Origin of the sequence: Alkalibacillus filiformis, assembly GCF_030814115.1 — a bacterium.
Classification (GTDB): domain Bacteria; phylum Bacillota; class Bacilli; order Bacillales; family Alkalibacillaceae; genus Alkalibacillus; species Alkalibacillus filiformis.
The window spans coordinates 51,716-65,448 of the sequence record NZ_JAUSUP010000006.1; the positions used below are offsets into that span (position 1 = coordinate 51,716).

Sequence of the window (13,733 nt, forward strand, 5' to 3'; positions counted from 1 at the left end):
ATTATACATGTAAAACTATGACTTAATTGTAATACTTTTTTACAACTTCTTGACCAACATAATTCCAAAAACTGAAACAAAAACTACCCCTACGTGATGAACCCAAGGTGTTATAACTAAACCGCCCACCATAACAAAAGCAGCAATCAATAACAAAATTCCTATTCTAATATAACGTTTGAATAGTACATAACCAAAACTAATCAACCCTAAAGGAAAAAGTAATGACATAGCACCTATAGGCGTTAGTTCCAAATGAATTGTAAGAACATCTGGTGTCGTTTCCCCAACTAAATTCAACAGCGAAACAAACTGGCTAATCATCAAAAAAGGTATACCGACTATCGTTAACAACAAAGCAAACTGCATTAACCGGTCTTCAGAGTAAATTTTGATCCAATAAATTAAACCAACTTGAATCAAACTTAGACTTATTAAGAGTATATAAACTAACACCAATGAATCTTGGCCTGTTCTACCTTCTACCCCAAAACTAAACACTGCCGGTTGCATAAACAATACTAAACCTAATATGTAACACCATTTCAGCACTCGATCCATCATCAACCCCCTCTTCCACTTTTCCTCTAATATACCAAAACCATTAACTCCGCATAACTTTCAAAGACTTATAAATAATATAATTAGTTACTTTCAGACTTATTGGAGGAGGTGAACTATGGGTAAACCTGGCAACCAAGTCCCTGTATCAAAAAACTTTAAGAAAAATGTTGAATATTTAACTAAAGAATTAAGAATCGAAGAAAATTTTGACGTTATTCACCATAAACTTGTTCATGGTGGTAGAAGAATGGCGATGTTTTTTATCGATGGTTTTGCTAACGATCTATCGATGATTGAGACGTTAAAAAGCTTAAATGATTTAGAAATTGAAGACTTAAAGAAAAATCCGATTGATACTCTTACCCAATCGATTATTCCACACCAAGAAGTGGAAACATCAGAGGACCTAGAAGAAGTTATTGGTCAGGTATTAGCTGGACAAACAGCTCTAATTATTGAGAACTGCAATACAGCTGTGATGGTAGACACACGTGAATACCCAATACGTTCACCTGAAGAGCCCGATTTAGAAAGAGTCGTACGTGGTCCAAGAGATGGTTTTGTCGAAACAATTGTCTTTAACGCCGGTTTAATGCGTAGACACGTCCGTGATCGATCCTTTGTAATGGAATACTTACAAATCGGTAAACGCTCAAAGAAAGACATTGCATTAGCCTATATCGACAGCATTGCTGACAAAGAGTTAGTAAACCGAATTAAAAAAGAATTAGAGTATATCGATGTAGACGGTTTACCTATGGGGGAGAAAACACTAGAAGAGTATATTTTCGGCAAACGATTAAGCCCTTATCCACTCGTTCGCTACACTGAACGTGGAGACACATCAGGCATTCACTTAATGGAAGGGCATGTTCTAATCTTAGTCGATGGGTCACCTAGTGTCATGATTTGCCCTACGACCTTTTGGCATCATTTGCAACATGCAGAAGAATACAGACAAGCACCTGCTGTTGGTATGTTCTTACGTTGGATCCGCTTCATTTCAGTATTAATTGCTTTATTCATCTTACCGATGTGGTACTTATTTGCCACTAATCCACACTTAGGTGGTGAACATTTAGCCTTTTTAGGACCAGATGACCCAGGTTCTATTCCTCTATACGTACAGTTTTTACTCGCAGAAATTGGGGTCGACATATTAAGGATGGCGGCCATTCACACTCCTAACGCTTTAGCTACTGCGTTAGGTCTAGTAGCTGCTATTTTAATTGGGGAAATAGCGGTCGAGGTAGGGTTATTTACTAATGAAGTCATTTTATACATTGCTGCTGCCGTCATTGGAAACTACGCCACACCAAGTTACGAACTCAGCTTAGCAAATCGAATCGCCCGTTTAGCTTTCTTAACTGTAGCAGCTGCATTTGGCATCGTAGGATTTATTATTGCTGTCACGATTTGGCTACTCGCATTAATTAAAACGAAAACACTAAATGTTCCGTACATGTGGCCATTAATACCGTTTAATCCAAGAGCATTCTTCCTGACATTAGTGCGATCACCTCTACCATTTAACGATAAGCGACCTAGCATTCTAAATACTAAAGATAATACACGCCAACCACCGAAAAGAAGGATTTTATAAACAAAAACTGCTCATCATGTTATGAGCAGTTTTTTATTGGCTGCAACGCAATGCTTTTTTTACATTTTCACTTGCTAACTCTCCTGATAAAACTGCACCTTCCATTGTTGATAAATAAGGCTGTTTTGTATAATCTCCAGCTAGCGTCAAACCAGGGACAACAGTACTCTGTCTTGGCCTTAATAAGTCGTGCCCAGGTGCAACTGAGTAAAATTTATCATCGTGCCTAACAACTCGATAATCGATTACTTTATTTCTCATACTAATCCCAATTTGTTCAGCTTCTTTATATATTAATTCAAGTAATTCTTCATCTGTATGTTCTTCTAGTTTTTCAGGTGACGCAAGCATCACTGACAAGCGTCCTTTTGACTGACTAAATGTTGACCTTGATTGTTCAGAGAAGCTTCCTAATACTGTTCCCGGAGCAAAAGTAGTTCGATCATGTTCTAACACTGGCTCTGTTAATTCTATTTGCACTGAAATAGCAGGCATGGTCGGCAACTTTAATAACGAGTAAAAATTTATTTGATCTAGTTGTGACTGACTAATGATATTTTGAGCAGCCCCTATATCTGTCGCTAAAACCAATTGGTCTGCATAGATTTTCTCATGACCAAGGTCAACACCTTCTACTTTCTCTCCTGCAACCAATAACCTTTTAACACCTTGGTTTAAAGCCACTTCCCCACCTAGATTTTCAAAATAATCTACAAGCGGTCCAATCATCACATCACTCATTCCGCCTAAGTAACTACCAATACGCATTTTATAAAACCTTTGCGGAGCCGGTGCTAGTATTCCGAAAAAAACATAAGCCGAAAAGTCTTCTGAAGGCGTAAAAAAAATACCTCGACACATCGCTTCGATAAATAAGTAGATCGCATCTTCATGCACCTCTTGTCCACGAGCGAAGTCCAATATACTCGTCTGATCTAATTTTTTCGGATCAACCTTAAACTCGTGAAGACCATTTTTAAAAAATGGCACTAACGATCGTTTCGCTTTAGGTGAGATCGATTTGTTGTTACCAATCATCGCACTCAATATTTTGATCGGTCCGTGAAAAGGTGCCACACCAAAAGTGGTAACATGTTTATGGTTTGGTGATAAAACATCCAAGTTCTCTTCCCACACAACGATATCATTCAAGCTAATTCCTGCTTGTTGGAGTAACTTTGGGTATTGTTTATAGTAACCAATAACTCTGTGAAAACCCGCATCCACTTCCATACCGTTACTATCCCACGAAGCAGTACGCCCTCCCATGTGCGACTCTTTTTCTAATATTAATACGTTGTAACCGTCTTGGGATAGTTCAATTCCACACGTTATACCAGCTAGTCCACCACCAACAATAATGACATCATATCGTTCCATTGTTCGAGCCACCTTATCTATTGTTGTTATTAGATTGTCCATTGTTATGAGTTAAATGCCTATTTTTACTCATTCGCGAGACACTAGCAAAGGCAAATGCATACGTAACAAAAATACCTTAAAGATAAAATAAGGAAGCTTGAGCCTGCACCTCCATATACATTTGATACGAATTTTAATATACCACCTCAATTATGTTAAATCCCTCTTTAGGGATTTTTCTTTTTATAAGCATCTGTTTTGCTTCATATTTTTCATAAATGTTATAAATACTACTACAGAAGGAGGTATAAACATGACAAAGAAAGTTTTAATGGTTTTAACCAATCATACGAAAATTACAGATGATCACAAAACAGGTTTATGGTTAGAAGAGTTCGCACTACCATATGTTAAATTTAAAGAGCAAGGCTATGAAGTGAAAGTAACGAGCATTGAAGGTGGTGAAGTACCACTGGACCCAAATAGTATTGAAGACAACCCAGATTGGAAAGCTGCAGAGTCTGAACTAAAAGATACAGAAAAGCTAACGAAAGGTGATGCTGGTGAATTCGATGCTATATTTTTACCAGGTGGACATGGTACGATGTTCGACTTCCCAGATCACGAAACGCTTCAATATGTATTACAACAATTTGCTGAAAAAGAAAAAGTCATCGGCTCTGTCTGTCACGGGCCAGCTGGACTAGTTAATGTCACCTATGAAGACGGCACTCCAATTGTTAAAGACAGAAAAGTAACTGCATTCACTGACGAAGAAGAAAAAGAAATGCAATTAGATGAGCGAATGCCGTTCATGTTAGAGACAAAGCTTCGTGAGCAAGGGGCGAATTTCGAACGCGGTGAAAAATGGACAGACTTCTCCGTACGTGACCACAATATTGTTACAGGACAAAATCCTCAATCGAGTGGTAGTACAGCAGATCGTGTCATCCGTGCTATTGAAGCATCAGCCGTTTAATAGACAACCTCGGGCGTTACTAGCTCGAGGTTTTTACATATTCAGCTTCTTTATGTTTTAAGATGTGTATAGTATGATAATAATAGTTTTAAAGAGCCGTTAAGGATGAAGGAGAAATAATATGAACTGGCGATTTTGGGAATACATAAATGATTACGACTTATGGATCAACTTAGGCATTGCTTTAGGAATTCTATTAGTCTTCCTTTTGTTAAGAAAGCTATTTACTAAGTATGTTTTTTATTTCATCTTAAAACTGACGAATAAGTCAGGCTCAGATCTACTTAATTTCGTTGTGAAATCATATGAACGACCAATCAGAGCACTATTTGTCATTATAGGTATATACATAGCTACCGATTATGTCCCTTTCATTAATCAAGAAGGCGACCTATTTGAAAGCTTAATTAGGTCATCAGTTATTCTAATCATCACTTGGGGGCTATTCAATTTAGCTTCAAGTTCATCTTTATTGCTTATGAAAGTCAGTGATAAAGTGAACTTAGAGATTGATCAAATATTAATTCCATTTATATCAAAAGCGGTCCGTTTTATCGTCGTTGCGATTAGTTTAAGTATTATTGCACAAGAGTTTGGTTATGACGTCAGCGGTTTTGTTGCTGGTTTAGGCCTTGGTGGTTTAGCGTTTGCTTTGGCTGCCCAAGAAGTGATAAAAAACTTATTTGGCGGGGTTGTCATCATTACTGAAAAACCGTTTACGATGGGTGACTGGGTTGAAACTCCTAGCGTTGAAGGTGTCGTTGAAGATATTACCTTCAGAAGTACACGAGTTAGAACCTTTTCAGAGTCACTTGTTACGATTCCGAACTCGACACTATCAAATGAACCCATCACGAACTGGAGCGAAATGGGCAAACGACGCATTTTCTTTAATTTAGGTGTTGAATATAGTACACCGAAGGATAAACTTGAGGCAGTCGTTGAACGCGTACGAGAACTATTAGAAAACCATGAAGATATTCACCAAGAAACGATCTTTGTACGCTTCGATAAGTATAACAATAGCAGTTTAGATATTATGCTTTACTTCTTTACAAAGACAACACAATGGGAAGAGTATTTAAAAATTAAAGAAGATATTAACTTTAAGATTATGGACATTTTAGAAGAAGAAGATGTATCAATCGCTTTCCCATCTCGCACACTATACCTCGATGCAGAGGAAGAAGCGATGAAGCGTTTTTCAAACTCATTTAAAGATGATGAATAGAAAAAAGGTGCCTTCCACTATATGGAGGCACCTTTTCTTAATCAAGATCGAGCTTCACGTTTTCCAAAGACACGCCTAGCAATAACTGGTGCATTTTGAAATAACACAACACCTAAAATTGCTGATGTTAAAATAAACACACTACTAAATGCCATAATCATTTCAGAAGCTAAGGCAGCCATAATAATTGAAAACTCTCCTCTTTGTGTTAGAGAAAAACCTGCCCGTAATGAAACTTTCTTCGACATACCATACATTTGGCCTCCCCAATAGCCTACAGCTATTTTAGCTATAATAGACCAAACTAGTAATACGATTAACATAGAAACCATCGGAATACCTTCTGCAAATTCTATACTCGTGCCAAAGTATACAAAAAACAGTGGTAGTAATAGGTCGCGGAAGTTAAGAACAAGGTGCTCAAGTTCATGTGTTCTTTTCAACTCAGCTAAAACAATACCTGCTAGAAACGCACCTAATACTTCCGATAAATCTAAGAATAACGCTAATCCCCCATATGTAAGTCCGATTCCAATGACAAATAGGACAAAAAAGTCTTCATTGATATATCGATCAACGAATGGTCGTAGTTTTCGGAACACAAACAAAGCTAAGAAAAGAGCACCAGCTGTTAATAATATAACCTGTAAAATGATTAAACTAATAGACCCAGCTGTTACTGCTGCCCCTGCTGTTAACCCAACTAAAATAGCTACTAGTACTGGAGCGACTAAGTCTTCAAAAATTAATAACCCTAAAATGAATTCTGATTCTTTGTTAGCCATTCTCTTCGTGCTTTCTAGAAGTTTAGCAGTAATCGATGAGCTCGTTGCATATGCTACACCACCAATTAACATTGCTGTAATCCAATCTAACCCAAACAACAACGCAATACCGAATGAAACACCAAAGCTAAGAACTAAATCAAGAATACCTGCTCCTAACACTTTTTTCGCTACTTTTACTAACTGATTAACCGGAAACTCCATACCTAACATAAAGAATAACAACACAATCCCTATTTCACCAGCGAACTCTAGTAAGTAGGAGTCAGAGAAAAAACTACCTATTACTAGCCCAAGTAATAGAAAGGTGATGACATTTGGTATACGTACTTTGAAGGAAATATACCCAACCATAAATAAAATTAAAAACAACAAACCTGCTAATAACATATCCGGGATATACATAGTTACTACCCCTTACAAATTCTTTCAAATTCTTCAATTACTTTTTTCTTGCCTAATGCCATAAGTGTATCTTTGGCTTCGATTTTCTCTTCATCATTTGGTTTTGTTATACACTCACCACCTCTAAATATTGCAACGATTGACACTTCATCGTCGACCATTTTTTGTGCTCGATCTACAGACTGGCCAATAATAGATGATCCCTTCTTCACTTCGACCCAATCGACAAGTGTTTTCTTCCTCACTAGACTTAACTGTTCAAACTGCCCTTCATCAACCCCCTCATCTCTACTACCTAACAATTTAACCCCTAACTCTTTCGTTTCTTCAGAAGTAAAAGTAGTTGAAAAAATCGGTTCATCATCATCTTCGTCTTCTAAAAAGTACAACTCCCTTTTACCACTGTGATGTAAAACTAATACTGTATATAGACCATCACTGTTTATAAATGATACTTTCTTTCCAACACCTGGTAGATCCGTTTCTTTAAATTCCATTAGGTTCCCCCCTCAAATCACTTTTACCTCAATTATATTACATTTGGTCATTTTTTCTAATAATAATTTTCTGAGTACACATACTACACAGTGAATTTGAAAGGAGGATTTGATCTATGAAAAATAAAGACAGTAAAGATGAGAATCAAAAATCAAAACTCACGAACCAACAAGGACATCCTGTCACAGACAATCAAAACACTAGGTCTGTTGGAAAACGTGGGCCTACAGTTCTTGAAAACTACGATTTCCTTGAGAAGATTAGCCACTTCGACCGAGAAAAAATCCCTGAGCGGATCGTTCACGCTCGTGGTGCCGGTGCACATGGTTACTTTGAGTCATACGGCGAAATAAATGGTGAACCTATTTCAAAATACACCCGCGCCAAAGTGTTTGAGAAAGGAAAACGCACACCTGTTTTTGCAAGATTTTCGACAGTTAACCACGGAAAGCATTCACCTGAAACGTTACGAGACCCTCGTGGTTTCGCGATCAAATTTTACACAGAAGATGGTAACTGGGACTTAGTCGGTAATAACTTAAAAATCTTTTTCATCCGTGATCCGATTAAATTCCCTGATTTCGTTCACGCGTTTCAACCAGATCATGTCACAAACATCCAAGACCCTGAAAGAATCTTTGACTTTATTAGTCAATCACCAGAAGCGACACATATGATTACATTTCTATTCTCACCTTGGGGTATTCCAGCAAACTTTAGACAAATGCAAGGCTCTGGAGTACACGCTTACCGCTGGGTTAACAAAGAAGGAAAAGCTGTATTAGTCAAATACCATTGGGAACCAGTACAAGGTATTAAAAACTTAACGCAACAAGAAGCTGACAAAATTCAAGGCATGAACTTTAATCACTCAACGCAAGATTTATATGAAGCGATTGAAGAAGGTAACTACCCTGAATGGGAGCTTTACGTTCAAATTATGGAAGATGGAGAACACCCACAGTTAGACTTTGACCCACTAGATCCAACTAAACTATGGTATCGCGATCAATTCCCATGGCACAAAGTCGGTAAAATGGTACTTAACGAAAACCCGAAAAACTTCCACGCTGAAGTTGAACAGGCTGCATTCGGCACGGGTGTATTAGTAGATGGATTAGACTTCTCAGATGATAAGCTCCTCCAAGGTCGTACATTCTCATACTCAGATACACAACGTTACCGTGTTGGGCCTAACTACTTACAATTACCAATCAACAGTCCAGTTAAAGGTGTCCGCACGAATCAAAACGGTGGACAAATGGATTACCGAACGGATTACGGTGAGGATAAAAACCCTCATATCAACTATGAACCATCCCTTCTTGGTGGATATACTGAAGATCAAAATAATGGTCAAGAACATGAGCCTTATGCGGAAGGAAATGTTGTAAGAGAGCCAATCGACCGTCAGAACAACTTCGGGCAAGCTGGTGAAACATATCGTCGTCTGAACGAATGGGAGCGTGATGACTTAATTAACAATTTAGTTGGCGCTTTATCTCAATGTCATAAAGATATTCAAAACCAAATGATTGAGAACTTTACAAAAGCCGATGAAGAGTACGGAAAGCGCGTCGCAGAAGGGCTTAACTCAATGCCTAAAGAGGACAAAATGGAAGAAGCCGTTCACGATGCTGAACAAATGGGACACCCATCCGATCCATATTAATTCTAGACAAAAGCTTTGCATGAGAAATCGTGCAAAGCTTTTTTTATATCATACTTTTAGTACAACTATCATAATTATTAATTAAGGGAAATGTAGATTAAACGAAAGGATTATTAAAAAAACGACAGTTATTTTATAAGTGATTGAGTTCTACTACGAAAAATCAGCTCAGATATCAGATAATTCATAATAATGTTGTTTAATGTCATTTTCCAAAACTATTAAAACCATGAGAAAATAAAGTTTGCAAACAAAATTTGGTAGGGGGTACATAATTTAATGAAAAAGTTAACTATTTTTCTTGTTGCGATGTTTACAATCGGGATTCTTGCAGCATGCGGTACAGATGGTGAAAGTGGAGACGGAGATATGGAAACATACTCAGTTGCCACAGATGCAAACTTCCAGCCTTTTGAATATTTAAATCCAGATACAGGTGAAATGGAAGGTTTCGACATTGATTTACTTAACGCAATCGCTGAAGAAGCAGGTTTCAAAGTTGAGTATGAAACTATGGAATTTGATGGTTTATTAGCTTCAATGAGATCAGGTCGTAACGATATCGGTATTGCTGGTATTTCAATTACAGAGGATAGACAAGAAACAATTGACTTCTCAGACGCTTATTATGATTCTGGTTTAATTCTTGCAGTTCCAGTTGATTCAGATATCGAATCCATTGATGATGTTGGTGGTCTTGAAGTTGGTGCTCGTCAAGGTTCTACAAGTGAGGAGTTCCTACTAGATAATACAGACGCTGAAGTTACAGCGTTCCCAGAGATCGTAACAGCTTATATGGACTTAGAAGCAGGTCGTTTAGATGCTGTTTTATACGATTTACCTAACGTTCAATACTACATTATGGAAAATGCTGAAGATGAGCTTAAAACGGTAGGCGACGTTTTAGAGGGTCAGCCATACGGGATTGCTTTCCCTAAAGACTCTGAATTAGTTGAGCCTGTTAACGAAGCTTTAGCTACAGTAAAAGAAGACGGAACTTATGATGAGATTTATGAGAAATGGTTCGGTGAATCTCCTGAGTAAAAATTAAATACAACACGTACACTACTATATTCAAGCGTAACAAGTACATGCTTGTTACGCTTTTTTCCATACTAAGTCGTGACCGTCATGCGACTTAATAGAAGGAGAGATTAATAAAATGCTAGATGCACTTAATAGCATGTTTGAAGCACTAATGGACTCGGCCTATATTAAATCGCTACCATTTTTATATGAAGGCTTAAAGCTAACTTTATTAATTACAATAGTCGGTTTATTTTTAGGTTTTATTCTCGGAGCGTTCACAGGACTTGGTAGATTATCTAAAAATGGGTTGATTCGAGGAATAAGCACCATTTTTGTAGAAGTTGTCCGAGGAACTCCCATATTAGTACAAGTTTTATTTATTTATTTCGGGATCTCAGAAGATTTAATTGGTGTTAATATCAGTGGTTTAACCGCTGCGATTATTGCGATCACTATAAACGCAGGTGCATACATCGCTGAAATTGTCCGCGGTGCTGTCCATTCAATTGATAAAGGACAATATGAAGCCGGACGTGCTGTGGGGTTAACAGAGAGGCAAACGATGCGTTACATTATTTGGCCTCAAGCCTTTAAGCGGATGATTCCACCATTAGGTAATCAATTTATCATTAGTTTAAAAGATACTTCCTTATTCTCCGTCATTGCAGTTGGAGAATTACTATACCAAGGTAGACAGTACTATAACGCAACATTCGAAGTTTTTGAGACTCTCGTTATGGTTTGTATTATATACCTTATGATTACAATTCCGACTTCGGTTATTTTACGTCGCATAGAAAGGAAGTTAGATGTATAAATGATTACTGTTAAAGATTTACACAAATCGTTTGGGAACCTTGAAGTCTTAAAAGGGATAAGTGCTGAAGTTAAAGAAAGCGAAGTGGTCTGTGTAATCGGGCCATCAGGTTCTGGTAAAAGTACATTTCTAAGATGTATCAATTTATTAGAAGATATTACATCAGGAGAGGTTACAATCGACCAAGATGTTATTAATGATCCTAAAACAAATATTAACCAAGTCCGTTCACAAGTGGGCATGGTATTTCAGCACTTTAATTTATTTCCACATAAGACGGTACTAGAAAATATTACAATTGGACCAATTAAAGTAAAAGGTATGAAAGAAGAGGAAGCTAAAGAGATCGCTTTAAAGCTTTTAGAAAAAGTAGGGTTATCTGATAAAGCTGATGCCTATCCTGAAAGTCTATCAGGCGGGCAAAAACAACGTGCAGCTATAGCGCGGTCATTAGCTATGGAGCCTAAAGTCATGCTTTTTGACGAACCAACATCTGCATTAGACCCAGAGTTGGTTGGGGACGTGTTAGAAGTTATGAAAGATTTAGCACGTGAAGGTATGACGATGGTCGTTGTCACACACGAAATGGGGTTTGCTCGCGAAGTTGGCGACCGCGTTCTGTTTATGGATGAAGGTATTGTGATGGAAGAAGGCGACCCACAACAAATTTTCGAAAATCCACAAAACCCACGTACACAAGAATTTTTGAGTAAAATTCTATAACAAACATATTTGAAGGGAGAAATCTACTAATGAAAATTGTAAAACTACAAGATGTAATCGGATCAGAAAACGAAGTAAAAGGTGAAAATTGGGAAAGTCGTCGTCTACTTTTAAAGAAAGATGGTATGGGCTTCTCACTACATGACACTGTCATTAAGGCAGGAACTGAAACTCACATTTGGTACAAAAACCATTTAGAAGCTGTTTACTGTATTGAAGGTGACGGTGAAGTTGAGACATTAAAAGATGGTAAAGTCTATAAAATTACACCAGGTACAGTATACTCTTTAGATGAACATGATGAACATTTATTACGTGGTGGTAGTGAAGATATGCGCGTTGTTTGTGTATTTAATCCACCTCTATCAGGTAAAGAAGTTCATGATGAAAATGGCGTCTACCCTGTAGATGAAGACTAATAAATTATAAGGGGCGATTTATTATCAAGCATTTTTCTTATGTTGGATTTGGGTTAGCAATAACAATTGTCGCTTTATTAATTGGGACTTTTACTGGTAATTGGAATGTTCCACTGACTATCATTAGTGTAGGTGCAATTGTTCCACTGATTATAGCAGGTATATTAACAGGTGCTCTTAATCGCGGAGATCGCGTAAGAGCTAACTATCATACTGAAACACAACAAGATCGCTACAGTAGAGATACGTGGATTAAAAGACTTCTACTCATAAGCTCACCCAATGCAACATTACTAGTCTTGATGATTATAATCGGATTATTGACATATTAAAATAAGGCAACCTCACTGTCGAGGTTGCCTTTATTTTATCCTTTAAATTTACTTGTAAATTTATCAACGAACAGTGCAATAGCACCATCACCTGTAACGTTAGCTGCTGTTCCAAAGCTGTCTTGCGCCATGTATAAAGCGATCATTAACGCAATTGCTGCTTCAGTAAATCCTAGCATTGAACCTAAAATTCCAATTGCCGCCATAATCGCACCACCTGGAACACCTGGAGCTGCAATCATAATAATACCTAACATTGCAATAACCGGTAACATCTCAAAGAAGCTCGGTACAGTGTAGCCATCTAATACAGCCATCACTGCAACTGTACAGCTGACAATTGTAATAACACTACCTGATAAATGAATCGTTGCACTTAACGGAACACTAAAGTTCGCTACTTCTTCACGCACATTGTTTTGCTTTGATTGTCTTAACGTAACCGGAATGGTCGCAGCACTACTCATTGTACCTAAACCAGTAAAGTACGCTGGTAACATTGTTTTAAGCAAGCTGAATGGATTTCTACCAATATAAAGTCCAGCAGCTGTATACTGTAGTATAATCCAAGCCCAGTGAGTTGCAATCGCTACGACTAATACAACACCAAACACTCTTAACGTATCAAAAACTGTACCTTCTGAGGCAAGCTCAGCAAAGATACCAGCAATGAAGAATGGAAGTAATGGAATAATCACTTTCACAATAACTAACTCCACTACAGACTTACCTTCATCAAATACACGAATTAACGTCTCACTATTTAACTTAGCCATCGCAATACCGAATGTGAAGGCTAATATTAACGCTGTAATAACACCCATTAAAGGATCAATAGCTAAATCAATATAACCTTCTAATGCGCTACCTTCTTCTGGTGCAGATCGCTCCGAAGCTACCATTGGCATAATTAACGTTGCGATAAAGAAAGCAGCAATACCTGCTAAAATCGTCGACGTGTAAGCTGTACCAACTGTTAAGCCTACTAACCTACCAGAACCTTGCCCAAGCTTTGATACACCTGAAGCAATAAAGAACAGTATAATTAATGGAATCATGAACTCAATAAACTGTCCAAATAAGTCGCTAAATGTAATTAACGATCTTGTTAACCATTCAATCCCTATAAGTCCAACAATAATACCTAGTATAATACCAGCAATTAATTTGATGATTAACTTCATTTCTTGTTGCTCCTTCCTCTTTCATGACAATTTTATGAATATTAACTCTATATTACTGTTTAATGTCGGAATATACAATGGTATTTTAAATAATCAGAATTATCAAATTTATATTACAAAAAAACTCGGC

14 protein-coding genes are annotated in these 13,733 nt (G+C 37.4%); 9 read left to right on the forward strand and 5 right to left on the reverse strand.

What is annotated here, in order from left to right:
- Positions 1 to 39: 39 nt before the first annotated feature.
- Complete coding sequence (locus tag J2R98_RS10205) at positions 40 to 561, reverse strand: hypothetical protein (protein WP_307068666.1); 522 nt, start codon at positions 559 to 561, stop codon at positions 40 to 42.
- Positions 562 to 679: 118 nt separating this feature from the next.
- Between J2R98_RS10205 and J2R98_RS10210 the strand changes: the two genes are divergently transcribed.
- Positions 680 to 2,167: a spore germination protein gene (locus J2R98_RS10210; protein WP_307068668.1), complete on the forward strand. Its 1,488-nt coding sequence runs from the start codon at positions 680 to 682 to the stop codon at positions 2,165 to 2,167.
- 33 nt (positions 2,168 to 2,200) lie between these two features.
- Here J2R98_RS10210 and J2R98_RS10215 read toward each other — a convergent pair whose 3' ends face one another.
- Positions 2,201 to 3,547 (reverse strand): hydroxysqualene dehydroxylase, encoded by a 1,347-nt coding sequence (locus tag J2R98_RS10215; RefSeq protein WP_307068670.1) that lies wholly within the window; start codon positions 3,545 to 3,547, stop codon positions 2,201 to 2,203.
- A gap of 295 nt (positions 3,548 to 3,842) precedes the next feature.
- Here J2R98_RS10215 and J2R98_RS10220 point away from each other — a divergent pair, with 295 nt between their 5' ends.
- Together J2R98_RS10220 and J2R98_RS10225 are read left to right on the forward strand one after the other, a co-directional pair.
- A complete protein-coding gene (locus J2R98_RS10220) occupies positions 3,843 to 4,508 on the forward strand; it encodes a type 1 glutamine amidotransferase domain-containing protein (protein WP_307068671.1) in 666 nt (221 codons plus the stop codon).
- A gap of 121 nt (positions 4,509 to 4,629) precedes the next feature.
- Positions 4,630 to 5,739 carry a mechanosensitive ion channel family protein gene (locus tag J2R98_RS10225; protein WP_307068673.1) on the forward strand — a complete coding sequence of 370 codons (1,110 nt, stop codon included), beginning with the start codon at positions 4,630 to 4,632 and terminating at the stop codon, positions 5,737 to 5,739.
- 41 nt (positions 5,740 to 5,780) lie between these two features.
- Here J2R98_RS10225 and J2R98_RS10230 read toward each other — a convergent pair whose 3' ends face one another.
- Together J2R98_RS10230 and J2R98_RS10235 are read right to left on the reverse strand one after the other, a co-directional pair.
- Positions 5,781 to 6,929, reverse strand: coding sequence for a cation:proton antiporter (locus tag J2R98_RS10230; RefSeq protein WP_307068674.1), 1,149 nt, complete (start codon positions 6,927 to 6,929; stop codon positions 5,781 to 5,783).
- Between the two features lie 5 nt (positions 6,930 to 6,934).
- Positions 6,935 to 7,426: a cation:proton antiporter regulatory subunit gene (locus tag J2R98_RS10235; protein WP_307068676.1), complete on the reverse strand. Its 492-nt coding sequence runs from the start codon at positions 7,424 to 7,426 to the stop codon at positions 6,935 to 6,937.
- A gap of 116 nt (positions 7,427 to 7,542) precedes the next feature.
- Here J2R98_RS10235 and J2R98_RS10240 point away from each other — a divergent pair, with 116 nt between their 5' ends.
- The 6 genes from J2R98_RS10240 to J2R98_RS14540 all read left to right on the forward strand — a co-directional run bounded on the left by J2R98_RS10240 (position 7,543) and on the right by J2R98_RS14540 (position 12,419).
- A complete protein-coding gene (locus J2R98_RS10240) occupies positions 7,543 to 9,099 on the forward strand; it encodes a catalase (protein WP_307068678.1) in 1,557 nt (518 codons plus the stop codon).
- 279 nt (positions 9,100 to 9,378) lie between these two features.
- Positions 9,379 to 10,143: a transporter substrate-binding domain-containing protein gene (locus J2R98_RS10245; RefSeq protein ID WP_307068680.1), complete on the forward strand. Its 765-nt coding sequence runs from the start codon at positions 9,379 to 9,381 to the stop codon at positions 10,141 to 10,143.
- 118 nt (positions 10,144 to 10,261) lie between these two features.
- A complete protein-coding gene (locus J2R98_RS10250; protein WP_307068682.1) occupies positions 10,262 to 10,945 on the forward strand; it encodes an amino acid ABC transporter permease in 684 nt (227 codons plus the stop codon).
- The gene (locus J2R98_RS10255) at positions 10,946 to 11,668 is read left to right on the forward strand and encodes an amino acid ABC transporter ATP-binding protein (RefSeq protein ID WP_307068684.1); all 723 of its coding nucleotides are present in this window, start codon (positions 10,946 to 10,948) and stop codon (positions 11,666 to 11,668) included.
- Positions 11,669 to 11,697: 29 nt separating this feature from the next.
- Entirely contained in the window at positions 11,698 to 12,087 is a 390-nt protein-coding gene (locus J2R98_RS10260; protein ID WP_017185189.1) for an ectoine synthase, read from the forward strand.
- Positions 12,088 to 12,167: 80 nt separating this feature from the next.
- Entirely contained in the window at positions 12,168 to 12,419 is a 252-nt protein-coding gene (locus J2R98_RS14540) for a DUF5316 family protein (protein WP_370871976.1), read from the forward strand.
- Positions 12,420 to 12,454: 35 nt separating this feature from the next.
- Here the strand turns inward: J2R98_RS14540 and J2R98_RS10265 are convergent, their stop codons facing one another.
- Positions 12,455 to 13,603 carry a dicarboxylate/amino acid:cation symporter gene (locus J2R98_RS10265; protein WP_307068686.1) on the reverse strand — a complete coding sequence of 383 codons (1,149 nt, stop codon included), beginning with the start codon at positions 13,601 to 13,603 and terminating at the stop codon, positions 12,455 to 12,457.
- Between the last annotated feature and the right edge of the window lie 130 nt (positions 13,604 to 13,733).

What these genes read in the sequence shown, in the direction of transcription:
- J2R98_RS10240 (WP_307068678.1), top strand. Translation starts at nt 7,543, where the DNA reads ATGAAAAATAAAGACAGTAAAGATGAGAATCAAAAATCAAAACTCACG.
- J2R98_RS10265 (WP_307068686.1), bottom strand. Translation starts at nt 13,603, where the DNA reads ATGAAGTTAATCATCAAATTAATTGCTGGTATTATACTAGGTATTATT.
- J2R98_RS10215 (WP_307068670.1), bottom strand. Translation starts at nt 3,547, where the DNA reads ATGGAACGATATGATGTCATTATTGTTGGTGGTGGACTAGCTGGTATA.
- J2R98_RS10230 (WP_307068674.1), bottom strand. Translation starts at nt 6,929, where the DNA reads ATGTATATCCCGGATATGTTATTAGCAGGTTTGTTGTTTTTAATTTTA.
- J2R98_RS10255 (WP_307068684.1), top strand. Translation starts at nt 10,946, where the DNA reads ATGATTACTGTTAAAGATTTACACAAATCGTTTGGGAACCTTGAAGTC.
- J2R98_RS10210 (WP_307068668.1), top strand. Translation starts at nt 680, where the DNA reads ATGGGTAAACCTGGCAACCAAGTCCCTGTATCAAAAAACTTTAAGAAA.
- J2R98_RS10250 (WP_307068682.1), top strand. Translation starts at nt 10,262, where the DNA reads ATGCTAGATGCACTTAATAGCATGTTTGAAGCACTAATGGACTCGGCC.
- J2R98_RS10220 (WP_307068671.1), top strand. Translation starts at nt 3,843, where the DNA reads ATGACAAAGAAAGTTTTAATGGTTTTAACCAATCATACGAAAATTACA.
- J2R98_RS10245 (WP_307068680.1), top strand. Translation starts at nt 9,379, where the DNA reads ATGAAAAAGTTAACTATTTTTCTTGTTGCGATGTTTACAATCGGGATT.
- J2R98_RS10260 (WP_017185189.1), top strand. Translation starts at nt 11,698, where the DNA reads ATGAAAATTGTAAAACTACAAGATGTAATCGGATCAGAAAACGAAGTA.
- J2R98_RS10225 (WP_307068673.1), top strand. Translation starts at nt 4,630, where the DNA reads ATGAACTGGCGATTTTGGGAATACATAAATGATTACGACTTATGGATC.
- J2R98_RS10205 (WP_307068666.1), bottom strand. Translation starts at nt 561, where the DNA reads ATGGATCGAGTGCTGAAATGGTGTTACATATTAGGTTTAGTATTGTTT.
- J2R98_RS10235 (WP_307068676.1), bottom strand. Translation starts at nt 7,426, where the DNA reads ATGGAATTTAAAGAAACGGATCTACCAGGTGTTGGAAAGAAAGTATCA.